This is a genomic window from Mesorhizobium sp. FG116, assembly GCF_057809835.1.
Map to the genome: position 1 here is coordinate 103,567 of NZ_JBMDKS010000013.1, position 22,544 is coordinate 126,110.

Here is a 22,544-nt window from a genome sequence, read left to right on the forward strand (position 1 = left end):
ACTCAATCGCGATCTGGCGCACCGAGCGGGAAATACGGGCGGTACGGACGCGCCTCATCGACGGCGCGTGCAAAGGACGGGCGCTGGTTGAGCCGCGTGCGATAGGCGAGAACATTCTCGAACCGCTCGGCGATCTCATGCGTCCAGTCGGCGTAGAACAGGAAGGGCGCAGCCGCGCAGTCCGCCATGCTGAAGCTCTCGCCTGCCGCCCATTCGCGGCCCGCCATATGCTTGTCCAGCCAGCCATAGGCCTTTTCCAGCATGTCGCGTGCGTCGCTCACGCCCTTGGGATCGCGCTCTTCCGGCTTGCGCAAAGCGTCGAACACCACCTTTTGCTGCGGCGTCGAGATGTAGTTGTCGAAAAAGCGATCCATGAAGCGCACCTCGACGGCTCGCTTTGTGTCGTCTGGAATAAGGCGCACCGGCCCCGGATGAAACGCATGCAGGTATTCGATGATGATCGTCGCTTCATGGATCGAGCGGCCACTGTCGATCAACATGGGAAAGCGCTTCATCGGCCAGCGCGTTTCGAGTTCCTCAAGTGCGTCCGGATTCTCCGGCGAGAGCATGACGTAGGTGAAAGGAACCTCATTCTCGTAGAGCGCGGTCAGCGCCTTCTGGCAGTAAGACGAGAACGGATGCGCATAAAGTTCAAGAGCCACGCTTCAAGTCTCCCGGCTGCGTCGGTAGCGCAAAAGTACCGCACCGGTGTCGATTGGGCGTGACTCCACAAACGCCAGATCGATGGGCCTGGTGCCCGTTCCGAACAGCCGCTCGCCCGATCCCTGTATCGTTGGCGTGACCAGCAGGCGGTATTCATCGACCAGGTCGAGATCGATGAAACTGCGGGCAAGCCTGGCGCCGCCGAACAGGAAAAGGTCCTTTTCGTTCGTCGCCTTGAGTTCAGCGATCCTGGCCGGAATATCGTCGCTCACCAGCGTCGCATTCCAGCCCGGATCGCCCTTCAGCGTGCGCGAAAACACCGTCTTCGGCTTGGCGTTCATCTCGCCCGCATAGGCAATGCCTGCGGCCGGGCTGTCCGGGTCGGTCTTGGCCGCTTCCCAGAAGCCCTTGTTGAACTGGAAATTGACGCGGCCATAAAGGAAATGGCCAGACTGCCGCATCGCTTCCAGCGCCCAGGCCTCCATCCCGTCGGACCAAGGAGGCGGCATGAACTCACCGCCCAGCCCGGCAAAATAGCCGTCAAGCGTCATGAACATGGAAAGCACGACCTTCGCCACTGTGTCCTCCCTTGCAGCCATAAGGCCGGTTGCCAGCCTAGCGCCGCTGCTTCTCCAGCCGGTCGAGGAACCACTGGGTCAGCCGCACCCATACCTCGTCCTTTTCGCCTGTATCCTCGCAATTGTGGTCGAGGTTCGGATTGTCGTTTACCTCGATGACAAAGATGCCGTCATTCGTCTCCTTGAGGTCGACGCCATAAAGGCCGTCGCCGATACAGCTTGCCGCCTTCACCGCCGTCTCGACGACTTGCGCCGGCGCATTCTGCAAGGTGAAGGTCTTGATGCCGCCTTGATCCGGCTTGCCGTTCGCCTTGTGGTTGACGATCTGCCAGTGCTTCCTCGCCATCAGGTAGTGCACGGCAAACAGCGGCTGTCCGCCAAGCACGCCGACGCGCCAGTCGAACTTGGTCGGAATGAATTTCTGGGCGATCAAAAGATCGGAATCTTCCAGCCATTCGGTGGCCAGCGCCTTCAATTCCTCCACGTCCGAACACTTCTTGACGCCGCGCGAAAACGAAGAATCCGGGATCTTCAGCACCAGCGGAAAGCCCAGCGTATCTGCCGCAAGCTGCAGGTCGGAGATGCCGGCGATCATCACCGTCGGCGGCACCGGCACCTTGTTGGCCGTCATCAGTTCGTTGAGATAGACCTTGTTGGTGCAGCGGATCATCGACAGTGGATCATCGATCACCGGCATGCCTTCCTGCTGCGCCCTGCGGGCAAAGCGGTAGGTGTGGTTGGAAATCGACGTGGTTTCGCGGATGAACAGCGCGTCGTAGTTGGCGAGCTTGGCAAGGTCCTTGCGGGTGATCGGCTCGACTTCGACGCCCATCTTCTCCGCGATCCTCGCCCAGTGGCGCAGCGAGGAGATCTCCGAGGGCGGCAGTTCCTCGTTCGGATCGACCAGCGTCGCGAAAGTGTAGCGCGCCGGCGTGCGCGTCTTGGTCTCGCGCCACTCGCGCCCGGTATAGACGTCGAGGCACTCGGTGAACCGCTTCAGCTCCTCAGGCGTCATGCGGCCAAGCGGATGGAAGCCGATCTTGCGGATCGACGCCCACCCGGAAGCATCCTTGATCGAAACCTCCAGCGCGGGCGCCCTGAACCAGTCGAACAAGAGCCTTGCAAAGCGGTCCCACGCTTTCGACGGACCGATGCCGAAAAAGATGCAAATCTTGGCCGGATAAGTGCCGAGATCCTTGCGAGACTTGTTCAGCGCCAGCTCCAGCTCCGGCAGCGCGTGCTCGTAGAGCTTGTGCTCGGACAGGTCGATCATCGTCTCTACGGTCGGGATGACCCGGTGGCCACGCGAACTCGCCAGCAGCGAGGCATAGTAGCCCCTGCTCTGGTAGCCGTAATTGTTGGAAAGGTTGATGACCTTGGGCCGCTGGCCGCGAAACAGCGACGGATGCGCCAGGTATTCGCGGTTGGTGATGATCTTGTGCGGGGTCGCCGCCTGGGTCAGATCGGATTGTCGTCCAGTCAGGATGACCCAGCTCATCGTCAGCCGCGCTTTCCAAGCATGATCGCCGCGCGCAGACCGTCGCGGCCGAATTGGGCCATGGTCATGAAGATCGCATAGGGCACTGGAATGTTGGCCGCGTCCGACTGCGTCTCTTCCTTCTCGTCCTCGACCCACGGGTCATGAATCAGGATGTGGTCACCGTCGTCGCCGATGGCCAGCACCCAATGCGGCACCTTCTTGCCGAACATCAGGAAGCCGCTCACCAGAACCAGCACCAGCTTGCCGTCGGCGATCGCCGCGCGGATATCGTCGATGGTGAAGGCGCGGTAGCTGGCCGGAATGCCGTAGCCGTCGGCGCGGCGTCGAAAATCGACCTGCGCCAATTCCATCACGCGGCGCTTTTCCTCGCTGCGCACCGATTGCAAGAACAGCGCGCCGTGGAACGAGACCAGGATTTCGGTCGCCAGCCCGCCTTCATGCGCGGCGACCGCCAGACCGAACGGCTCGCAACCGCCCGGCCCGGACATCATGAATACGGTCGTCGCCTCGCGCCACAGCCGGATTTCCATGACCGGATCGGGCACGAAGCCTTTGTCGAAATGCGCCATCGCCATCATCAGGCAGCACGGCCCGCAGGTGAAATCACAGGTCTGTTCGTAGAACGGCACGGCTGTTGCCAGCGGCGTGTCGCCGCGCAAGGTCTTTTCAAAACGCAGCGCCGGGCCGCCGTCCTCGTAATAGTTCGTCTCGCGGCCGATGCGGCGAAAACCGGCCTTGTCGTAGATGCCGATGGCGCGCTGATTGTCCTCGCGCACTTCCAGCCGCAACAGCATGCGGCCATGCTCGAAAGCCGTCTTTTCCGCCGCCTCCAACAGCGCGCGGCCAATGCCCATGCCTGAAAAATCAGGACCTGCCGCCAGCGAATAGAGCCGAGCCACGCCGCTGCCCTTGCGAAACAGCACCACCGCATAGCCTGCCACGCGGCCATCGCGTTCGGCAATCAGGGTTTCCGCTGTCTCGCGCTCGATCAGCTTGCGGAACGAGCGGCGCGAGATGCGGTCGCCTTCGAAGACGGCGTTCTCGATAGCGGCGAGAGCATCGACGTCAGGCGCGCGGGCCGTGCGGATTTCGGCAGGCATGCGAGTTGGGAAACCTCGATCGGCGGTGGGAACATCCTTGTCGAAACGGACTCGTTTTCCGGCCCGCAACGGAGCATTTAAGCGCTCCTCGAATTGGGCCGAATTGTGACTCGGGAAACACCGTCAGGTCACGACCAGATGGAGGAAACCAACTGCTTGTAGGCGCGCTTGGCAACCTCGTTCAACCGGTCGTTGGGCAGCGTGCCGACAACGGCGCAGCCATAGCCCCTGTCCAGCCAGTAGACTGCGGTCGGGCCATCCTTTTCCTCGTTGTAGACGCCCGCCGTCTTGGCGGCGGATTCCGACGTCACGAACAGCGAAATGCGGTTGCCGCTGGCGTCTTCATAGAGCAGCATCGCCGCCTTGCTGGAACCCGACGCGGGCAGCAGCCTGCCGCCGACCAGCTCGAAACCATCCTCGGTCAGGTCCGGCGCGACCAACTTCAGCCCGACCCGGTTGGACAGCCAGCTCTGCATATGGTCCTTGTCGCTCGCCGGAACTTCGACGGCATGGCGCTTCTCGGCGGCATAGATCACATGCGCGGCGATTGCTTCCTCCGCCAATCTGTCAGCCGGGCCGGTCTCTGCATCAAGCCCGATCGCGCCGGCGAAATAGCCGCCTGCCCCGCCAAGGCTGAGCAACAGCACCGCAGCAGCGGCAAACCACCATTTCGAGCGGGAAGCCGGCGAATTGGCCGCCGCTTCGCCTATGACGATGTTTTGCAGGCGCGCCGGAACCGGCTCGTCGAGAACATCCGCAAATGCCGCGCGCAAGGCTTCGTTGTCGCTGGCGTAGCGGGCGCTTCTCGCCTTCATTTCTGGATTGGCCTCGAGCCAAGCCTCGTAGCCCGCGCGTTCGTCGCCCGGCAGCTCGTTGTCGAGCGCCAAGTGGATGTCACGTTCGGAAAAGTCGCGCCGGGTCATTTCTCGACAACCCTCAGTGTGCGGCGGCGCGCGCTGTCTTCCAGCAGGCCCCTCAGTTCCTCGCGGCCTCGTGAAATGCGCGACATCAGCGTGCCGGCCGGAACGCCCAGCATGTTGGCGGCCTCGGCATAGGAAAAGCCCTCGATTGCCACCATCACCAGCGCCGCGCGCCGCTCCGGGCTGATGGCATGGAGCGCGTTGACGATCTCGCGCGAGGCAACCGTCTCCAGTTGCTCGGCGGGCGCTGCCAGCGCCTCGTCGGTGTCGAGCGACAGCATCGCCGCCTCGCCGCGCCTATCAACCTTGCGCATCTGGTCGATGAAGAGATGATGCATGATCGTAAACAGCCACCTCCGGGGGCTTTCTCCGGTCTGCCAGTTGTCGAGACGGGTCAGCGCGCGTTCCAGGCAGTCCTGCACCAGATCTTCGGCGGCATCGCGATCACGCAGCAAGGCACGCGCGTAGCGGCGCAAACGCGGGATTTCGCCAAGAATCGCTGCCTTCTTGCCATCCATAGCCGCTTGCCGAAACGTGCTCCTCTCCGCCAGCCGCCCAATTGCGGCACCGCTTCCAATGCAAGCGGTCTGCAGCGCGTGCCAGCGCCTCGATCACCCAAGCACTACGGAAACGTGCAAGGGGCCTGATTTATTCCAACTACCCCGAAATGCAAGGTTTTGCACTACCGGAGTGCCTCAACCGACCTTCGCGGCACGCGTCAAAAGCCGCTGGTAGAACAGGCCGATGCCGATCAGCACCGCACCCAGGCCGATGAACGACAGCGCGCGCAGCACGCCTTCCAGTTCCGACATGTCGAACAGGAATACTTTCAGCACCGCTATGGCGATCAGGGCAGCGGAAGCAATGCGCAACACCTGCGAGCGCAACCGCACCCCGGCCGCCAGCAAGGCCACGCCCATGACCAGCCACAATGCGGAGTAGCTGTAGGTTTCGATCTGCTCCATGCCGCTCCACAGCGCGATGAACTCGCCCTTGAACAGCCGCCGAACCGAAAGCGTCGCATAGGCGAACAGAAGCAAGGCAGCCACCGCCGCCAGCATGGCCGAATACCAGTAGGGCCGCTTGTCGCGCGCATAGAGCGCCAGCGCGCCAGCCGCTATCGCGGGCAGCAGGTATGCGAGGAACAACAGGTTGAACACCGGAATGCGCCCGGTCGATTCATCGGTGAACAGTGGGTTCAGCACGGCGAAGTGCTGGCCAAGAATGAACAGCACGGACACCACGCCTGCGGCAAGCGAGCCATAACGCAGCACCGAGCTTGGCGAACGCATGTCGAGCGCCACCAATATCGCGCCGGCACCGAGAGCAATCAGCGTGTAGATCGCCTGCTCGGCCAGCGTCGGCACGCCAGCGTCGATAACGCCGCCATGCATGGCGTGGCGCACCAGCATTGCCAGCGTCAACAGCCCAAACAGCGCCGCCATCGCCTCCATGATGAGCCTTGGCCGCCCGTTCGTCGTGCGCACCAATTGCCAGGCAGCAAAGCCGAAAGCCAGTGCCGGCACGCCGTAACCGGGCAGCAGCCAGTTGAACACCGGCGTGCGTGACAGGAACTCGGCACCGACAATCGTCGGATCGAAGGCGACGCGGGCGAGTACGGCAACCGCTGCGCCAGCCGACAACCAGCCCAGCACCGGATAGCTTCGCCAACGGGTGGCGAGCGCAGGAACGATTGCGGCAGCGCCCAGCAGCACCGTGGTCATGCCTGAACCAAAAGCCATATGGATCATCAACAGCGCGGCAACGCCTGCGCCAATCAGCGCGAAAGACGCCGCAAGGCCTCCCGTCAGAGGCGGTTGTTCGTTGCGCGCAATCCACTCCGCACCGGCAGTGAAGCCGATCAGCAAGGCCAACGCCATGAGCGCACGGAGCAAATCGCGGTCGATGTCGCCGAAGGCGATCCATAGCGAAAGCAGGATCACGAGCGGAGCGGTGACGCCCCAGAACGCCCAAGACGCGGCTCGGTTCGGGTTCGTCGCGGCCAGCCGGTGCGCCGACCAGAAGCCAGTGCCGACGAAGATCAGGCCAAGAGGAATGCCAAGGCGCGGCATGAGCCCGCTGGCGGCCACGGCCGTCATACCATCGACCGAGAGGTAGCCGTTCGACAGCTCGAGCCAGAGCGACTGGAGCGGCATCAGGAAAACGTAGGCCAAGGCCGTAACGACGCCCGCGCCATGCAGCAGCGCGACAGCGCGCGACCTATAGAGCGCCGCCGCAACCATGGCTATGACGATGACAGCCGCCCAGGCGGGCCCGCCTTGCGCAACCAAATCAGCGGCGCTGAAGATGATGAGCGCGGAAAGGCCGACAAAGAATGCCGCTGCCCCTGCCGGCCAGCTGATCCGGCCCTCATCGTCATCGCCAGTCAGCCACAGGAACGCAAGCACGGTCAGCGTCACCACGCTGATGAACATCAGCACGGCAAAGTCGATCTGCGGCGTCTCGGCCATATAGAGCAAGGTCCACAGGCCAGTGCCGACGAAGGCCGCCGTCATCAGGAAGGCCCAGCGCCGGATGCGCGCAATGGCCCCTGTCGCCGCCAGCACGATCGCCAGATAGCCGAACAACGCCCAGGCGTTGGGCGATTGCGAGGATACCAAAATCGGTGTCGCCAGTGCGCCAAGCAGGCCGATGCCGGCCAGCGCTTGTCCATGGACAAGTGCAGCCGCAATCGTCGCGATGCCGATGATGCCCAGCAAGGTGAAGGCAAGGCCGGGGCCGATGAAACCATAGACGCCGTGCGCGGCATAGATCGCACCGAACAGGGTGAAGGCGCCGGCTGCGGTCAGGATCGCCGGGATATATGCCCCCGCAACGCCCTGCACCGGCACCTTGAAACCGGTTCGGCGGATGAATTCGCCGCCTGCAGCCATGACAATGCCGAGGATCGAAGCCATGGTCAGCCGCACGCCGGGGCCGAATACACCCGCTTCGATCGTGTACTTCACAAGAAACAGACCGCCGAGCGCCAGCGCAATGCCGCCGACCCAGACCGCCCAGCGCGTGCCGAGCGCGGTCTCGATATCCCGGCGGCCTTCCGGCACCGATGCGGCCGCGACAGGTTCGTTTTCAGTTTCGCCTTCGCTCGTTCGCGCGGCATTGCTCCACGGCCCAACGGCCGGCTCCGCCTTGTCCTCGTCAAGGGGTGGCGGTCCGGAAGCCTTGCCCCTCGTGGGTTCAACGTCGGTTGCCGCAGCCTGCGCAACCGCGCCTTCAGGCAGGTCGGCATCCTTCGGAAGTTCTTTCGCCACGGCCACCGGTTCCGCCGCAGCGGCCACAGGCGCGTGGCCGGCCAGAGCTTCCCTCACCGCAGCTAGATCGCTTTCGATGCGCTTGATGCGCTTCTGCTGCCGCGTCGTCATGACGAACAGCACGATGATCGCGATGATGCCGATCTCGAACATGTAGCCTCACACCGTCACATTGCCAGGCACACGGCCAGATTGGCATCGAACACTTTTGGCAACCGAATACCACCCATCGCTGGCGCTATGCTTAAGGTCCGCTTTCGGCAATCCGGCGCTCAAGCTGCCGTCTCTCCGGCAATCGCCGTGCGCGCAGTGAAATGCTTGCGCAGCGCCATCAGGAAGCCGGCGCGCGCGTCCGGCTGCTCGATCCCGCGCGGCTCATAGACGTGGCGGGTGAGGAAAAAGCCGGTCAGCCTGAACGCATCTTCCAAAGATGCCGGATCGGCACGGCGTCCCGCCCCGCGCTCAAGGAAGGAGGGCAGCGCCAGCATCTTGTCGCGCCACGGTTCACCTGCAGCGCGCGATACCGCCCTGCCCGATTTCGGCGAGACATAGGCCAGATCGTCGCGCGTGCCGGTCGCCGCGCACTCGCTGAGGTCGAGGCCAAAACCCAGGCTGTCCAGCACCAGAAGCTCGAAGCGCGCAACCAGTTCTCCGGCTGCATCGGCGTCGTCGAGATGCTCGATCATCACCATCAGCGTTTCATAGAGGCCCGGATGCGCGTCACGCTCGGGCAGAAGGCGCAGATGCGCAGCCAGCACCTGCAGGCCGTAAACTGCAACGGCGCTGTCCATCAGCCTTGCCGCATTCATGTCCAGCGCCTCGGCCTGATAGATGCCCAGATGCTCGTCCAGCCGCGCGCGCCAGATCAGGTCGATGCGGTTGCCGGCCTGAAGCACCGGCTGCTGCTTGCGCGAACGACCGCCGCGCACGAGGCCGAGATGGCGGCCATGGGCGCGCGTCATCACTTCGAGGATGACGCTCGATTCGCCATGCCTGCGCTGACCAAGTATGATTCCCTCGTCACGCCATTCCATTGTGCGAGCTTTGACGGCTTCGGTGGCGAAATCAAGCGCAGCGGCCAGGCCGTCTGGCACCTCCTGCCACTCGACCTCTCGAATTCAGGTCGGGGCGACCTCAATTCCTATGCTGAGCGCGAGAGGTCGCAGCCGGCGTCTATATCGCGGCCAACCACCAGCGCCCGTTTCAGATGCGGTTCGATCTCGTGATAGACACCGTCGGGCTGCGCGCCCAATGCGTCCAGCGTCTTGCTGAAGAAGCAGCGCACCGCAGCGGCTGCAACGATGTCGAAAATCTCGCCGTCGCTCATGCCGCGCCGCCGCAATCCATCGACATCTTCCGCGCTCACCGAAGTCGCGTCACGCACCACCTTGGCGGCAAAGCGCATGATGGCGCGCTCGGTATCGTTGAGCGGCGAGGTTTCGACATCCTCGACGACTGCCTGAAGTTCCGGCGCGGTGAAATGACCATTGAGCAGGATGCTGCCGTGGGCGAGCATGCAGTAGGAACTGCGCAGTTCCTTCGCCGCGGCCATGGTCACGAGTTCATAGCGGCGCAAATCCATGCCCGATTTTATGCTGGCAAGAAGACCGTTCCAGGCTTCCATGACTTCCGGACGGTGGCTGAACGCCTTCACCATGTTGGGCAGATAGCCATAGCCGGCCTGCGCTCTGGCATACATCTGGGCTGTCTTGGAACCAGGGTCGCTTTCGGTCACGGTATTGATGTACGTCATCACGCACCTCCCGATCTGAGCAAGCTTGCCGAGCATAGCGCAAAACGGGTTCGGGCGGAACGAGCTTGGAGGCTAAGAAAGACTGCCGGCCTTTTCGCAGGCCGGCCTCATCTGAACGTCTAGTGCGGGAAATCCAGCCCCATCTCGCGATACCGCTCAGGGTCGTTGCCCCAGTTCTCGCGCACCTTCACGAACAGGAACAGATGCACCTTCTGTTCGAGGATTTCGCCGATCTCCTTGCGCGAGGCTTCGCCAATGGCGCGGATCGTCTCGCCCTTGTGGCCGAGCACGATCTTCTTCTGGCTGTCGCGCTCGACATAGATCACCTGCTCGATGCGCACCGAGCCGTCCTTCTTTTCCTCCCACTTTTCCGTCTCGACATGGGAAGAGTAAGGCAGTTCCTGGTGCAGCCTGAGATAAAGCTTCTCGCGGGTGATTTCCGCCGCAAGCTGGCGCATCGGCAAGTCGGAAATCTGGTCCTCGGGGTAGTACCACGGGCCAGCCGGCAGCTTCTCCGCCAGATAGTCGAGCAGGTCGTTGCAGCCGGAACCGGTCAGCGCCGACACCATGAAGGTGCCCTGGAAGGGAACGCGCTCGTTCGCCACCTTGGCAAGCGCCAACAGCGCCTCGGGCTTCACGCGGTCGACCTTGTTGAGGATCAGCACCATCGGCTGGCGCACATCCTTCAGCCGCTCGAGAATGGCGTCGGCATCGCCCTTGATGCCGCGCTCGGCATCGATCAGCACCAGCACGACGTCGGCATCCTTGGCCCCGCCCCAGGCGGTGGTGACCATCGCCGTATCCAGCCTGCGGCGCGGCTTGAAGATGCCCGGCGTATCGACGAACACGATCTGCGTCGCGCCGTGGGTGGCGATGCCGCGCACCAGCGCCCGCGTCGTCTGCACCTTGTGCGTGACGATGGAAACCTTGGTGCCGACAAGCTGGTTCACCAGCGTCGACTTGCCGGCGTTCGGCGCGCCGATCAGCGCCACGAAACCGGACCGGGTCGCGGGCGCTTCGCCTGCTGCCGGAATGTCTTCATCGGCGCTCATGCGGCACTCCCTTCAATCGACCATACACCCTCGCGCACCAGAAGTGCCGTCGCGGCGGCCTGCTCGGCCTCGCGCTTGGAACGGCCCTTGCCTTGCGCCGGATCGAACTTGCCCACCTTCACCGAAACCGTGAAGACCGGATCGTGGTCCGGCCCCTCGCGGCTGTCGATCTGGTAGGCCGGCGTGTCGGCAGCGGCCTGGTGCGCCCATTCCTGCAATTCCGTCTTGGGGTCGCGCCGGGCGGTTGCCATGGCACTGGAACGCGGCATCCAGTAGCGGTGGATGAAGCTTCTCGCCACCTCCAGCCCACCATCCAGGTAGAGCGCGGCGATGAGCGATTCCAGCGCATCGGCGCGCAGGTTGACGCGCTTGCGCTCGGCTAGGTTGCGCACGTCGGAACCCGCCCTGATCAGTTCTGGCAGGCCGATCTCCTCGGCAATCTCCGACAACGCCTCGGCATTTACCAACGCATTGAGGCGCAAAGATAATTCGCCTTCAACCGCGTTCGGATAGGCCGCCAAAAGCATGTCCGCCACGATCAGCCCAAGCACGCGATCGCCAAGGAACTCGAAGCGCTCGTAGTCGATGCCGGCATGGGCGCTGCGGGCGCTGGCATGGGTCAATGCGCGTTGCAGGCGCTGAGTGTCGCGGAAGGCATGGCCGGTCCGCTCGTACAGCGCTTCGGCCAGCGCGTCAGCGGTCAGCCGTTTTGCCGTCGCCATCTCAGTGGATGAAGTTGAACAGGCGCCCGATACGCATATCGGTCGGCCACTTCCAGATTTCGAGCGGGCTCGACCCGTCGGCAATCGAGAAGAAGATGATGTTGGCGCGGCCAACCAGGTTCTCGTTCGGCACAAAGCCCACGGTGAAGCGGCTGTCGCTGGAATTGTCGCGGTTGTCGCCCATCATGAAATAGTGGTCGGCCGGCACCTCGAACACCTGCGTATCGTCGCCGATGCCGTTCTGGGTCAAGTCCAGCGTGTCGTAGCTCACCCCATTGGGCAGCGTCTCGCGGTAGACGTCGACCGGGCGGGCGACTTCCGTGATGTCGGCATTGTCGATCTGGCCAACCTTCTCGCGCGCCACCGCCACGTCATTGATGAAAAGCTGCCCGCCCTTCATCTGGATCTTGTCGCCCGGCAGGCCGATCACCCGCTTGATGTAGTCGATGGACGGGTTCGGCGGGAACTTGAACACCACGACATCGCCACGCTCAGGCTCGCCGCCCCAGATGCGGCCGGAAAACAGGTTGGGCGAAAAAGGCAGCGAATAGCGCGAATAGCCGTAGGCCCACTTGGTCACGAACAGGTAGTCGCCTTCCAGAAGCGTCGGGCGCATCGATCCCGAGGGAATCGAAAAGGGCTGGAAAAGAAGCGTGCGGATAACCAGCGCCAGAAGCAGCGCCTGGACGATGACGCTGACGGTCTCGCCAAGCCCGCCGGATTTCTTCTCGGATTTGTCAGCCACGCTCATGTCGTCCTCGTTCATGCGTTGGTTCTATAAGGGCTGAACGTGCTGGGGGCAACGTCGCGGTGGTCGCACAGGATCACTATGCCTTTACGGGCCACTATGGCGTTTGCGTGACCGGCAGCGCCTCGATGATGACGAAAGCCTGGGCCAGCGGGAAATCGTCGGTGATCGTCAGGTGGATCGCGGCCTCGTGGCCCGCCGGCAGGATTTTCGCCAGCCGTTTCGCCGCACCGCCGGTCAGGGCCATGGTCGGCTTGCCGCTCGGCAGGTTGACGACGCCCATGTCGCGCCAGAACACACCTTGCGAGATGCCGGTCCCCAGCGCCTTGGCGCAGGCTTCCTTGGCGGCGAATCGCTTGGCATAGGAAGCGGCGCGCTGCCGCCTGCCCTCCGAACGCGCCTGCTCGACGTCGGTGTAGATGCGCTGCACGAAGCGCTCGCCATAGCGCTCCAGCGATTTTTCAACCCGTCGAATGTCGATGAGATCGCTGCCGATGCCGATGATCATCGCGAGGCGGAACCGATCTTGCCGCCCGTTCCGAGAGCCGGATGCCCGCCTGCCCTCTCGGCCAGCCGCTTGCGCCGCTGCTCGCGAAACACCGTCATGCCCCAGCGCGTAATGCCATAGGCCACGAGACCGGCCGCAAGGCCGAGCGGAACCGCGCCTATCGCCATCGGCTTCAGGATCGGGTCCCACAGTTCGGCAAAACTCAGGTCGTGCAGCATGGCGCCGAGATGCGCCGGCGGACCGCCTGCGTTCTCGTGCAGGATCAGCTTGCCCGTTTCGTAGGACGCACCCCACAGCACCGGCACGGTCAGCGGATTGCCAAGCGTCGTGCCAAGCGCTGCCGCCACCATGTTTCCGGCAATCAGCCAGGACACGATTGCGGCGATGACGAAGTGGATGCCGATGGGAAAGAACGAAGCAAACACGCCCGCCGCGACGCCGGCGGCAACGGCATGCGGGGTCGCCTTCAGCCGCAATATCCGCTTGGCGAAATAGCGCAGCGATCGCGAGATCGAGCGGCGCGGCCACAGCCAGATACGCACCTTCTGGCCAAAACTCTCAGTTTCCCTGCGCTTGAAAAGCATTCGACAGGCACTCAGCGTCAGATATTGCGGCTGCCGGGTTTAACGGCCGGGATTGCGGCAAGTTCCGGCGGCAGATTGTCCGCAGGATACGCCGGAACTTCATATTCCGCGAGGGCAATCAAGGGCACGCCAACGTCGGTTTTGCCGGCGGAGCGGTCGATGATGCACGCCGCAGCCGCAACCTCGGCGCCAAGGTCGCGCAGGCACTCGATTGTCTCGCGGATCGACAGGCCGGTGGTTACGATATCCTCGACGATAACGACGCGCGCGCCCTTCTCCATCTCGAAGCGCCGCAGCCTGAAAACGCCCTGTTCGCGCTCGACCCAGATCGCAGGAACACCGAGGTGGCGCGAGGTCTCATAGGCCGGGATCAATCCGCCAACCGCCGGACCGACAACGTAGTCGATACGGCCCGGAACCGCCGCGCGGATCTTCGCGGCCAGCGCCTTGCATAGCTTCTCGGTCTTGTCGGCATGCATGAACACACGGGCTTTCTGGAGGAAAACCGGGCTCCTCAAGCCTGAAGTCAGGATGAAGTGCCCTTCCAGCACGGCCCCTGCGGAGCGAAAAACGTCAAGCACTTCATTGGTATTCATGCCTTGCCTATCCAGTTCCAGTCGCCTTGCGGACGTTTGCTTCAGCGGTCAGCCATTGACGCGCCGCGCATCGCTCACGCTCGAGTTTTCCTTGAGCTGCGACAGCAGCCTGTTCAGGTGCTTCACGTCCCACACTTCAAGGTCGATCAGCATTTCGGTGAAGTCGGGAGCCGTGCGCACCATCGACAGCGTATGGATGTTGGCGTCGTTGGATGCAATCACCTGCGCGATATCTGCAAGCGATCCCGGCGCATTGATGGCGGTAACGGAGACACGCGCCGGAAAGCGCTCCTTGTTGTTTTCGTCGATGTCCCAGCGCACATCGATCCAGCGTTCGGGCTGGTCGTCGAAGGCGGTCAGCGACGGCGACTGGATCGGATAGATGGTAATTCCCGATCCGGGCTGCACGATGCCGACGATGCGGTCGCCGGGGACGGCGCCTTCGGGCGCAAAATGAACCGGCAGGTCGCCCCTCACCCCGCGGATGGGCACCGCGCCGTCCTTCGGCTGGTCCTTGCCACGGCGCGAACTGCGGCCCGGGATCTGGAACAGCATGCCGGCGGCGTTGCGGATACGCGACCAGCCTTCCTCCTTCTGCTTCGGCACGGGCGCGGTCACGCGCTCGTCCTTGTAGTCGGGGAACACCGCCTTGATCACGTCGGCGGAGGCAAGCTCGCCGCGGCCAACGGCGGAAAGCACGTCCTCTATGTCCTTGCGCGCCAGCCGGTGCAGCACCGGCTTCAGGCTTTCCTTGGTGAAATTCTTGCCGGTGCGTTCGAAGGCGCGTTCCAGAATGCGCATGCCCAACCCGGAATACTGCTTGCGGATGGCGTTCTTCGTCGCACGGCGGATTGCCGAGCGGGCTTTGCCGGTCACCACGATCGATTCCCACGCAGCCGGTGGCACCTGCGCCTTGGAGCGGATGATCTCGACCTCGTCGCCATTCTTCAGTTCGGTCATCAGCGGCATGATGCGGCCGTTGACCTTGGCGCCGACGCAACTGTCGCCGACATCGGTATGCACGGCATAGGCAAAGTCGATCGGCGTCGCGCCGCGCGGCAGCGCAATCAGCATGCCCTTCGGCGTGAAACAGAACACCTGGTCCTGGAACAACTCCAACTTGGTATTTTCGAGGAAGTCCTCAGGATTGTCGCCTTCCGCCAGTTGCTCGATGGTCCGCCGCAGCCATGCGTAGGCATTGGTTTCCTTCGAAATCTGGTGGGTCGCGCCGTTTGGCTTGGCGCCCGCCTCTTTCGAACCGAAATCCTTGTAGATCGAGTGCGCGGCAACGCCGTACTCGGCCACCTTGTTCATTTCCTGCGTGCGGATCTGCAATTCGACGCGCTGGCGCGACGGTCCGACGATGGTGGTGTGGATCGAGCGGTAGTCGTTCTGCTTGGGCGTTGAGATGTAGTCCTTGAAGCGCCCCGGCACCATCGACCATGTCGTGTGGATCGCACCCAGCGCCCGGTAGCAATCGGGCACGGTATCGACCACGACGCGGAAGCCGAAAATGTCGGAAAGCTGCTCGAACGACAGCGCCTTGGCTTCCATCTTGCGGAACACCGACCACGGCTTCTTCTGGCGGCTGGTGACATCGGCCTTGATCGCGTATTTCTCGAACAGGGTCGAAAGCGACTTCTCGATTTCGGTGAGCACGCCCTTGCTGCGCTCGAACATCTCCGCCAGCCGCTCCGTCACCATGCGGTGCGCCTCGGGGTTGATGTAGCGGAATGCGATCTCCTCCAGTTCCTCGCGCATGCCCTGCATGCCCATGCGCCCGGCCAGCGGCGCATAGATTTCCATCGTCTCCTCGGCGATGCGCAGGCGCTTGTCCTCGCGCATATGGTGAAGCGTGCGCATGTTGTGCAGGCGGTCGGCAAGCTTCACCAACAACACCCGCACGTCTTCGGAAATCGCCAGCAGAAGCTTGCGCAGATTTTCCGCCTGCTCGGCCTTCTTCGACACGAGGTCGAGCTTTTTCAGCTTGGTCAGCCCCTCGACCAGCTTGCCCATCTCGGGACCGAACAACTCGTCGATCTCGGCGCGCGTAGCCGTGGTGTCCTCGATGGTGTCATGGAGAAGCGCGACGGCAATCGTCGCCTCGTCCATGTGCATCTCGGTGAGGATCGCCGCCACTTCGAGCGGATGCGAGAAATAGGGGTCGCCGGAAGCCCGCTTCTGGTGGCCGTGCTTCTGCATGGCATAGACGTAGGCCTTGTTGAGCAGCGCCTCGTTGACGTCAGGCTTGTAGCGCTGGACGCGCTCGACAAGCTCATACTGACGCATCATGGGCAGGCTCTCACACGGCTAAAATGAAACATGCGCCGCAACGTGTACGGCGCATGTCATAAATAGCTATGAAAATCGCGGACCGGAAGTGCCCGCACCCTTGCAAACGATCAGTAATCGTCGCTTTTTTCCGGCGGAACCAGGCCTTCGATGCCGGCCAGCAGATCTTCTTCCGTCATGCGGTCGAAAGTGATGTTTTCTTCCGGCTCGTCGGCATCGGCGGAAATGGCTGCGCCGGTCTGATCGGCGATAGCGTCGCTCTCGGGAGCCTCCGGCTCGTCGACCTCGACATGCTTCTGCAGCGAGTGGATCAGGTCTTCCTTGAGATCGCCCGGCGAAAGCGTCTCGTCGGCGATTTCGCGCAGCGCGACGACCGGGTTCTTGTCGTTGTCGCGCGCAACGGTGATCTGTGCGCCCTGGCTGATCTGACGGGCGCGGTGGCCGGCCAGAAGGACCAGCTCAAAGCGGTTGTCGACCTTGTCAATGCAATCTTCAACGGTCACGCGGGCCATTGGATGCCCCTTTCATGCGAAGGATTTGATGGAAAACAGGCGCGGTCCATAACCCGGCTACCCGAAAAAAACAAGCATTTTGGCTACCCCGCCCAATTGCGGGCTGAAAGGCAAGCACCCGGCCTCATCAAATTCGCTTGTACGCCGATTGCGGCGGATAAAATGCCACGAAGCTGACGTTATTTCGGAAGATGAGTTGATCTGCATGGGCAAGGATTTGTCGCATCCTTGTTAGGATCGACGCCCACGCCGGATTATTTGACCACCGCCTATATTCGCCAAAGGATATTTCAATGTTCGACCCCCGGGAGAAGATTGCTCTCTTCATCGACGGCGCCAACCTTTACGCAACTTCCCGCTCGCTCGGTTTCGACATCGACTACCGCAAGCTGTTGTCCAGCTTCCAGAAGCGCGGCTACCTGCTTCGCGCCTACTACTACACCGCCCTTGTCGAAGATCAGGAATATTCCTCGATCCGCCCGCTGATCGACTGGCTCGACTACAACGGCTTCAAGGTCGTGACCAAGCCGGCCAAGGAATTCACCGACGCCGCCGGGCGCCGCAAGATCAAGGGCAACATGGACATCGAACTGACCGTCGATGCGCTCGAACTCGCCGATGTCGTCGATCACTACGTCATCTTCTCCGGCGACGGCGACTTCCGCACGCTGGTCGAGGCGCTGCAGCGGCGCGGACGCAAGGTTTCCATCGTCTCCACCATGGCCTCGCAGCCGCCGATGATCTCCGACGACCTGCGCCGCCAGGCCGACCACTTCATCGATCTCATGACGCTAAAGACCGAAGTCGGGCGCGATCCCAACGAACGGCCGATGCGCAGGCCCGAACCCACGTCACAGGACGAGGACGACGATTACTGAGGCGGCGTTCATGGCCGCCTTGTCCGAACCGGACCGCGACTGCGCGCTCTGCCCTCGCCTGCACGACTTCATCGCCGAATGGCGGGCGCGCGAACCGGCGTGGTTCAACGCGCCTGTGCCTGCCTTCCTGCCGCCTGAAGGTGAAGGCTCCGTGCGCCTGCTTATCGTCGGACTGGCGCCCGGCCTGCGCGGCGCAAACCGCACCGGCCGCCCCTTCACCGGGGACTACGCCGGCGACCTGCTCTATTCGACGCTGCTGCGATTCGGCCTTGCCAGCGGACGCTTCGAGGCGCGGCCCGACGACAGCCTGCGGCTTTCCCGAACGGCCATCGTCAACGCAGTGCGCTGCGTGCCGCCGCAAAACAAGCCGACGGGGCCTGAAATTTCCACCTGCCGCACGTTTCTCACCCCGACCATCGATCGGTTCCCCAATCTCAGCGCCGTTCTGGCGCTCGGCTCCATCGCGCATCAATCGGTCGTGCGGGCGCTTGGCGGGCGCGTCGCGGCACATCCGTTCAAGCATCGCGGCCGCCATCAACTCGGCCACGTCACACTGTTTTCCAGCTATCATTGCTCGCGCTACAACACCAATACCGGCGTTCTGACAGAAGAAATGTTCGTCAATGTCTTCAATGATATAGCGGAATTTCTTGGGGAATAGATTCCGGCAGGGCAGTAGGGCAGTAGGGCAGTAGGGCAGTAGGGCAGTAGGGCAGTAGGGCAGTAGGAGAAATTGGTCCGCAGCCCTTATGTCAATGACGATCCGGTTTGCCAGAACAAAACATACTGCCTTATTGCCTTACTGCCCTATTCCCCTACGCCCCTATCCTATCCCCGCTCTTTCAGCAGGCGACCCTTCTCGCGGTTCCAGTCGCGCTGCTTTTCGGTCTCGCGCTTGTCGTGCAGTTTCTTGCCGCGCGCGATCGCCAGCAGAAGCTTCGCCCTGCCCCGGTCGTTGAAGTAAATCTTCAGCGGCACCAGCGTCATGCCTTCGCGCTCGATGCTTTGCGACAGGCGCGCCATTTCGCGCTTCGACACCAGGAGTTTCCTGCGCCGGCGCGGTTCATGGTTGAAGCGGTTGGCCTGCAGATATTCCGGCAGGTACGAATTGATCAGCCAGATCTCGCCGCCCTCGAAAGAAGCGTAGGATTCCTGGATGTTGGCATGGCCGCCGCGCAAAGCCTTGACCTCGGTGCCGCTCAGCACCAAGCCCGTCTCGAGCGTATCGAGAACTTCATAGTTGAAGCGCGCCTTGCGGTTTTCCGCGGCGACCTTGCTGTTGGGATCGGCTTTTCTGACCTGGTTCATAATGCGCACAGATGGCGCATCAACCTCAGTTTATCAAGCCGGCATGCTTCATGGCCGCTTCGATCTTCTGCTCCGTCGAGTTCTCGGCGGTGACCAGCGGCAAGCGCACGACATTTTCGATCTTGCCAAGCCGCGAAAGCCCGTATTTCGCGCCGGCCACGCCCGGATCGAGGAAGATCGCCTTGTGCAGCGGCAACAACCTGTCCTGCAATTCCAGCGCCTTGGCCGAATTGCCGGAGAGCGAGGCCTCCTGGAACTCCGCGCACAGGCGCGGCGCGACATTGGACGTCACCGAAATGCAACCGATGCCGCCATGCGCGTTGAAGCCGAGCGCCGAAGCATCCTCGCCCGAAAGCTGGACGAAGTCCTTGCCACAGGTCGCGCGCTGTTCGGAAACGCGCTCGATCTTGCCGGTCGCGTCCTTCACGCCAACGATGTTCTTGAAGTCGTTGGCGAGGCGGCCCATCGTCTCCGGGCTCATGTCGATCACCGAGCGCGGCGGGATATTGTAGATCACGATCGGCAGCGAGGTCGCCCGCGCCACGGCGGCGAAGTGCTCGTAGAGACCGCGTTGCGTCGGCTTGTTGTAATAGGGCGTCACCACAAGTGCGGCCGCCGCGCCGACGCTTTCGGCATACTTCGCCAGCCCGATCGCTTCCTGCGTGTTGTTGGAGCCGGCGCCGGCAACCACGGGCACCCTTCCCTTGGCCACTTCCACGCACACCTTCACCACGTGGCGATGTTCGTCATGCGACAGCGTCGGTGATTCACCGGTCGTGCCCACCGGAACGAGCCCGGTCGTGCCTTCTGCGATCTGCCATTCGACCAATGCCCGAAAGGCTTTCTCGTCGAAACGTCCGTCCTTGTCGAACGGTGTCACGAGCGCGGTAAGCGAGCCTCTCAGCATTCTGTCCTACTCCACGGAACCCGTTGGTTCCCATCTGTTTCCTTCGCGCCGCCTTTAGCTCAAAGCGCGGCGGCGCACCATAGTCTCGACACCGTTCTGCGGCAAGAAAAGCTGATAAGGCCAGTTGACCGGAAAGACCACTGTAACTGAGCACCGCCGAAGCCCATCGTTTACAGCCCCTTCACATGCCGGCGGTAGGCTTTCGCCACGCCCGCAAAGCTGCGCAAGCCAAACCAAGCAGATGACCGCAAGATCGACAAAATACATGATCGGTGCGCGCCCGTTGCGACTGGCATTGCTTGGCGCGGCCGTCGTCATGCTGTCCTCGCTGTCGACCGGCACCACAGTCGACAAGGCATCGACCGCGGGCATTTCCGTTCCCGACCTTGAAGATCACGGCACACCACCAGCCGAAACCACCCCGCTCAAGAGCGGCCTCGACGCCCTTGCGGCCCGCGATATCGACGGTGCACGGACACTACGCGACCAGCTTCCAGCCAACTCGATCGATCGCCATGTGCTTGCCTGGGCCATCGCCATCTATGGCGGCAGCGGCGTGCCGAGTGGCGACATCGCGGCCACCGCACGCATGCTGCCGGATTGGCCCGGTGCCGAGGTGCTGCGCCGAAACAGCGAGCGTGCGCTTTATCGCGAGAACCCGGATGCCGCCACCGTCGTCGCGGCGTTCAACGGCAGCCAGCCGCAAACGCGTGAAGGCGTCGTCCTGCTCACGCGCGCCTATCTTGCGCTCGGCAACGCCAAGGCCGCAGCAAGCGTGCTTTCCCCCTTCTGGCGTAGCGAGAAGCTGGAAGCTGCGGAAGAAACGGCCATCCTTGCCGAGTTCGGTGCGATTATCCCGCAAGCCGACCAGCGCTACCGCATGGAGCGCATGTTCTACGCCGAGCGGGTAAATTCGGCGCAACGCGTGGCGGCTCTCGCCGGCGCGCAACAATTGGCCGATGCGTGGGCCGCCGCCTTGCGCGGCGACAAGAAGACGCCTGCCCTGCTCAAGGCGGTGCCTCAAGAGCAGCGTTCGGCAGGCTATTACTTTGCCGAAGCCAGGTATCTGAGGCGGCAGGATAAATTCAAGGCTGCGGCAGCGGCCATGATGAAGGCACCGACGGATCGCGCCGCCCTTGCCGACCCCGACCAGTGGTGGCTGGAACGGCGCGTTTTGTCGCGCGAGCTGGTCGATCAGGGCGACATGAAAACCGCCTACCGTCTGGTCGAGGTTCATGCCGCCGAAAGCGCCGCCAATGCCGCCGATGCCGAGTTCCACGCCGGTTGGTACGCGCTGCGCGGCCTCAATGATCCGGTCCTTGCGGCCAAGCATTTCCGCCGCATAGCCGATCTCGCCGAAGGCGCGATCACGCGCTCGCGCGCCTACTATTGGCTTGGCCGCGCCGCCGAAGTTGGCGGGCCGGGAGACGCAAGGCAAGAATTCGCCAAGGCGGCCAGCTATGGCACCACCTTCTACGGCCAGTTGGCCGGAGAGCGCATCGGCCGGCAGACGCTCAACATCGCCTACCCTGCCCCCAGCGACGCCGACCGCCGGAACTTTGCCGCGCGCGAGGCCGTCAGCGCCATCCGGCGGCTCGAAGAGGCAGGCTACCCACGCTATGCCGACAGGCTCTATCTCGATCTGGCCGGCCAATTGTCCAGTCCGGGCGAACTGGCGCTTCTGGCCGGCATGGCGGAAAGCCAAGGCAACCATTTCCTTGCGCTCAGGGTCGGCAAAGCAGCGGCTGCACGTGGCATCGATGTCGGGGCCTTGTCGCACCCCGTCGGCGTTATTCCGACCACGGCGGATATTTCCGGCTCCGGCACGGCTCTTGCCTATGCCATCGCGCGTCAGGAAAGCGAATTCAATGTAGGTGCCGTATCCGGGGCCGGCGCGCGCGGCCTGCTCCAGCTTATGCCCTCGACGGCCGAACAGTTGGCGAAGAAGGCGGGCGTTCCGTTCTCGTCGATGCGGCTGACCACCGATGCCGGTTACAACGCCACGCTTGGCGCAGCTTTTCTCGGCGAACAGCTTGGCCGTTTCGACGGCTCCTACGTGCTCACCTTCGCCGGCTACAATGCCGGTCCCAGCCGGGCCACGCAGTGGATCGCGCGCTATGGCGACCCTCGCGGCAAGAAACTGGACGAAGTTGTCGATTGGATCGAGCGGATTCCGTTCGCCGAAACGCGCAGCTACGTCCAGCGCGTCATGGAGAACTACGAGGTCTACAAGATGCAGCTTTCGGGCTCATTCGACATCGCCGGCGACCTCGTCCACGGCCGCAGGTAGCACCCCCCTCTGGCCTGCCGACCATCTCCCCCTCAGGTGGGGAGATCGGCAGCTTCAAGGTCACAGCCACCTCTGCGTCCTCAATACCGGATGAAAGCATGGTAACCAGGTGATCTCCCCACCTGAAGGGGAGATGGCCGGCAGGCCAGAGGGGGTGTGGTTCTTGTGAAGATTCTGATCGAGTGGACAAGTCACGCCTCCCAGCGGAAACCTTCGCCCCACTTATCCACGTCTTCTCCGTCTCCCTCATACTCTGTCCCATCGCTCTTGCGGGAACCGGCTGCGCACCGGGCAACGGTTAGGGTGGCGGTGACCTCCCCCCATTGGTTCGGCGCCAATGGACCCGAGGGCATCCGACAG

The 22,544-nt window shown here is 62.9% G+C and carries 22 protein-coding genes; 3 read left to right on the plus strand and 19 right to left on the minus strand.

Translation table 11 applies throughout. The features are described 5' to 3' along the window. Positions 1-2: 2 nt before the first annotated feature. The 17 genes from ACODTY_RS12515 to rpoZ form a co-directional block, all read right to left on the minus strand. On the minus strand, positions 3-662 hold the full coding sequence (locus ACODTY_RS12515) for a glutathione S-transferase family protein (RefSeq protein WP_488994586.1): 660 nt from the start codon (positions 660-662) through the stop codon (positions 3-5). A gap of 3 nt (positions 663-665) precedes the next feature. After that, positions 666-1,241, minus strand: a complete 576-nt coding sequence (locus ACODTY_RS12520; protein WP_488994587.1) for a dihydrofolate reductase family protein — start codon at positions 1,239-1,241, stop codon at positions 666-668. Positions 1,242-1,278: 37 nt separating this feature from the next. Continuing rightward, on the minus strand, positions 1,279-2,739 hold the full coding sequence (locus ACODTY_RS12525) for a RimK family ATP-grasp domain-containing protein (protein ID WP_488994588.1): 1,461 nt from the start codon (positions 2,737-2,739) through the stop codon (positions 1,279-1,281). 2 nt (positions 2,740-2,741) lie between these two features. Then, positions 2,742-3,842 (minus strand): peptidase C39 family protein, encoded by a 1,101-nt coding sequence (locus tag ACODTY_RS12530; protein ID WP_488994589.1) that lies wholly within the window; start codon positions 3,840-3,842, stop codon positions 2,742-2,744. 128 nt (positions 3,843-3,970) lie between these two features. After that, the gene (locus ACODTY_RS12535) at positions 3,971-4,765 is read right to left on the minus strand and encodes an anti-sigma factor family protein (protein ID WP_488994590.1); all 795 of its coding nucleotides are present in this window, start codon (positions 4,763-4,765) and stop codon (positions 3,971-3,973) included. Continuing rightward, positions 4,762-5,280, minus strand: coding sequence for a sigma-70 family RNA polymerase sigma factor (locus ACODTY_RS12540; protein ID WP_488994591.1), 519 nt, complete (start codon positions 5,278-5,280; stop codon positions 4,762-4,764). The genes ACODTY_RS12535 and ACODTY_RS12540 overlap by 4 nt, the downstream gene beginning before the upstream one ends. A gap of 177 nt (positions 5,281-5,457) precedes the next feature. After that, on the minus strand, positions 5,458-8,187 hold the full coding sequence (locus ACODTY_RS12545; protein ID WP_488994592.1) for a DUF2339 domain-containing protein: 2,730 nt from the start codon (positions 8,185-8,187) through the stop codon (positions 5,458-5,460). Between the two features lie 119 nt (positions 8,188-8,306). Beyond that, entirely contained in the window at positions 8,307-9,068 is a 762-nt protein-coding gene (recO, locus tag ACODTY_RS12550) for a DNA repair protein RecO (protein ID WP_488994610.1), read from the minus strand. A 107-nt stretch (positions 9,069-9,175) separates the two neighbouring features. Beyond that, positions 9,176-9,787, minus strand: a complete 612-nt coding sequence (locus ACODTY_RS12555) for a carboxymuconolactone decarboxylase family protein (RefSeq protein ID WP_488994593.1) — start codon at positions 9,785-9,787, stop codon at positions 9,176-9,178. 119 nt (positions 9,788-9,906) lie between these two features. Next, positions 9,907-10,839, minus strand: coding sequence for a GTPase Era (gene era / locus ACODTY_RS12560; protein ID WP_488994594.1), 933 nt, complete (start codon positions 10,837-10,839; stop codon positions 9,907-9,909). After that, the gene (rnc, locus tag ACODTY_RS12565; protein WP_488994595.1) at positions 10,836-11,561 is read right to left on the minus strand and encodes a ribonuclease III; all 726 of its coding nucleotides are present in this window, start codon (positions 11,559-11,561) and stop codon (positions 10,836-10,838) included. The genes era and rnc overlap by 4 nt, the downstream gene beginning before the upstream one ends. Before the next feature lies 1 nt (position 11,562). After that, positions 11,563-12,312: a signal peptidase I gene (gene lepB / locus ACODTY_RS12570; protein WP_488994611.1), complete on the minus strand. Its 750-nt coding sequence runs from the start codon at positions 12,310-12,312 to the stop codon at positions 11,563-11,565. 94 nt (positions 12,313-12,406) lie between these two features. Then, positions 12,407-12,817: a holo-ACP synthase gene (gene acpS, locus ACODTY_RS12575; RefSeq protein WP_488994596.1), complete on the minus strand. Its 411-nt coding sequence runs from the start codon at positions 12,815-12,817 to the stop codon at positions 12,407-12,409. Then, on the minus strand, positions 12,814-13,401 hold the full coding sequence (locus ACODTY_RS12580; RefSeq protein ID WP_488994597.1) for a DUF2062 domain-containing protein: 588 nt from the start codon (positions 13,399-13,401) through the stop codon (positions 12,814-12,816). Before ACODTY_RS12580 ends, acpS begins: the two co-directional genes overlap by 4 nt. Positions 13,402-13,418: 17 nt before the next feature. Then, positions 13,419-13,997: an orotate phosphoribosyltransferase gene (gene pyrE, locus ACODTY_RS12585; protein WP_056235053.1), complete on the minus strand. Its 579-nt coding sequence runs from the start codon at positions 13,995-13,997 to the stop codon at positions 13,419-13,421. A 48-nt stretch (positions 13,998-14,045) separates the two neighbouring features. Then, positions 14,046-16,289: a RelA/SpoT family protein gene (locus ACODTY_RS12590; protein ID WP_488994598.1), complete on the minus strand. Its 2,244-nt coding sequence runs from the start codon at positions 16,287-16,289 to the stop codon at positions 14,046-14,048. A gap of 110 nt (positions 16,290-16,399) precedes the next feature. Further along, positions 16,400-16,801, minus strand: coding sequence for a DNA-directed RNA polymerase subunit omega (rpoZ, locus tag ACODTY_RS12595; RefSeq protein WP_488994599.1), 402 nt, complete (start codon positions 16,799-16,801; stop codon positions 16,400-16,402). Positions 16,802-17,094: 293 nt separating this feature from the next. Here rpoZ and ACODTY_RS12600 point away from each other — a divergent pair, with 293 nt between their 5' ends. Then, positions 17,095-17,679: a LabA-like NYN domain-containing protein gene (locus ACODTY_RS12600; protein WP_488994600.1), complete on the plus strand. Its 585-nt coding sequence runs from the start codon at positions 17,095-17,097 to the stop codon at positions 17,677-17,679. Between the two features lie 10 nt (positions 17,680-17,689). Next, positions 17,690-18,340: a uracil-DNA glycosylase gene (locus tag ACODTY_RS12605; protein WP_488994601.1), complete on the plus strand. Its 651-nt coding sequence runs from the start codon at positions 17,690-17,692 to the stop codon at positions 18,338-18,340. A gap of 167 nt (positions 18,341-18,507) precedes the next feature. Here the strand turns inward: ACODTY_RS12605 and smpB are convergent, their stop codons facing one another. Together smpB and dapA are read right to left on the minus strand one after the other, a co-directional pair. Then, positions 18,508-18,987 (minus strand): SsrA-binding protein SmpB, encoded by a 480-nt coding sequence (gene smpB / locus ACODTY_RS12610; protein WP_488994602.1) that lies wholly within the window; start codon positions 18,985-18,987, stop codon positions 18,508-18,510. Positions 18,988-19,012: 25 nt separating this feature from the next. After that, positions 19,013-19,894, minus strand: a complete 882-nt coding sequence (dapA, locus tag ACODTY_RS12615; RefSeq protein WP_488994603.1) for a 4-hydroxy-tetrahydrodipicolinate synthase — start codon at positions 19,892-19,894, stop codon at positions 19,013-19,015. 265 nt (positions 19,895-20,159) lie between these two features. On the opposite strand from dapA, the gene ACODTY_RS12620 reads away from it, so the two are divergent. Then, the gene (locus ACODTY_RS12620; protein WP_488994604.1) at positions 20,160-22,184 is read left to right on the plus strand and encodes a lytic transglycosylase domain-containing protein; all 2,025 of its coding nucleotides are present in this window, start codon (positions 20,160-20,162) and stop codon (positions 22,182-22,184) included. The last annotated feature ends 360 nt before the right edge of the window (positions 22,185-22,544 follow it).

Coding starts and splice junctions, on each gene's coding strand:
- ACODTY_RS12600 (WP_488994600.1), top strand. CDS start 17,095: ATGTTCGACCCCCGGGAGAAGATTGCTCTCTTCATCGACGGCGCCAAC.
- ACODTY_RS12540 (WP_488994591.1), bottom strand. CDS start 5,280: ATGGATGGCAAGAAGGCAGCGATTCTTGGCGAAATCCCGCGTTTGCGC.
- ACODTY_RS12590 (WP_488994598.1), bottom strand. CDS start 16,289: ATGATGCGTCAGTATGAGCTTGTCGAGCGCGTCCAGCGCTACAAGCCT.
- ACODTY_RS12545 (WP_488994592.1), bottom strand. CDS start 8,187: ATGTTCGAGATCGGCATCATCGCGATCATCGTGCTGTTCGTCATGACG.
- ACODTY_RS12530 (WP_488994589.1), bottom strand. CDS start 3,842: ATGCCTGCCGAAATCCGCACGGCCCGCGCGCCTGACGTCGATGCTCTC.
- smpB (WP_488994602.1), bottom strand. CDS start 18,987: ATGAACCAGGTCAGAAAAGCCGATCCCAACAGCAAGGTCGCCGCGGAA.
- recO (WP_488994610.1), bottom strand. CDS start 9,068: ATGGAATGGCGTGACGAGGGAATCATACTTGGTCAGCGCAGGCATGGC.
- ACODTY_RS12555 (WP_488994593.1), bottom strand. CDS start 9,787: ATGACGTACATCAATACCGTGACCGAAAGCGACCCTGGTTCCAAGACA.
- ACODTY_RS12525 (WP_488994588.1), bottom strand. CDS start 2,739: ATGAGCTGGGTCATCCTGACTGGACGACAATCCGATCTGACCCAGGCG.
- dapA (WP_488994603.1), bottom strand. CDS start 19,894: ATGCTGAGAGGCTCGCTTACCGCGCTCGTGACACCGTTCGACAAGGAC.
- acpS (WP_488994596.1), bottom strand. CDS start 12,817: ATGATCATCGGCATCGGCAGCGATCTCATCGACATTCGACGGGTTGAA.
- ACODTY_RS12620 (WP_488994604.1), top strand. CDS start 20,160: ATGATCGGTGCGCGCCCGTTGCGACTGGCATTGCTTGGCGCGGCCGTC.
- ACODTY_RS12580 (WP_488994597.1), bottom strand. CDS start 13,401: ATGCTTTTCAAGCGCAGGGAAACTGAGAGTTTTGGCCAGAAGGTGCGT.
- rnc (WP_488994595.1), bottom strand. CDS start 11,561: ATGGCGACGGCAAAACGGCTGACCGCTGACGCGCTGGCCGAAGCGCTG.
- ACODTY_RS12535 (WP_488994590.1), bottom strand. CDS start 4,765: ATGACCCGGCGCGACTTTTCCGAACGTGACATCCACTTGGCGCTCGAC.
- ACODTY_RS12605 (WP_488994601.1), top strand. CDS start 17,690: ATGGCCGCCTTGTCCGAACCGGACCGCGACTGCGCGCTCTGCCCTCGC.
- era (WP_488994594.1), bottom strand. CDS start 10,839: ATGAGCGCCGATGAAGACATTCCGGCAGCAGGCGAAGCGCCCGCGACC.
- rpoZ (WP_488994599.1), bottom strand. CDS start 16,801: ATGGCCCGCGTGACCGTTGAAGATTGCATTGACAAGGTCGACAACCGC.
- pyrE (WP_056235053.1), bottom strand. CDS start 13,997: ATGAATACCAATGAAGTGCTTGACGTTTTTCGCTCCGCAGGGGCCGTG.
- lepB (WP_488994611.1), bottom strand. CDS start 12,312: ATGAGCGTGGCTGACAAATCCGAGAAGAAATCCGGCGGGCTTGGCGAG.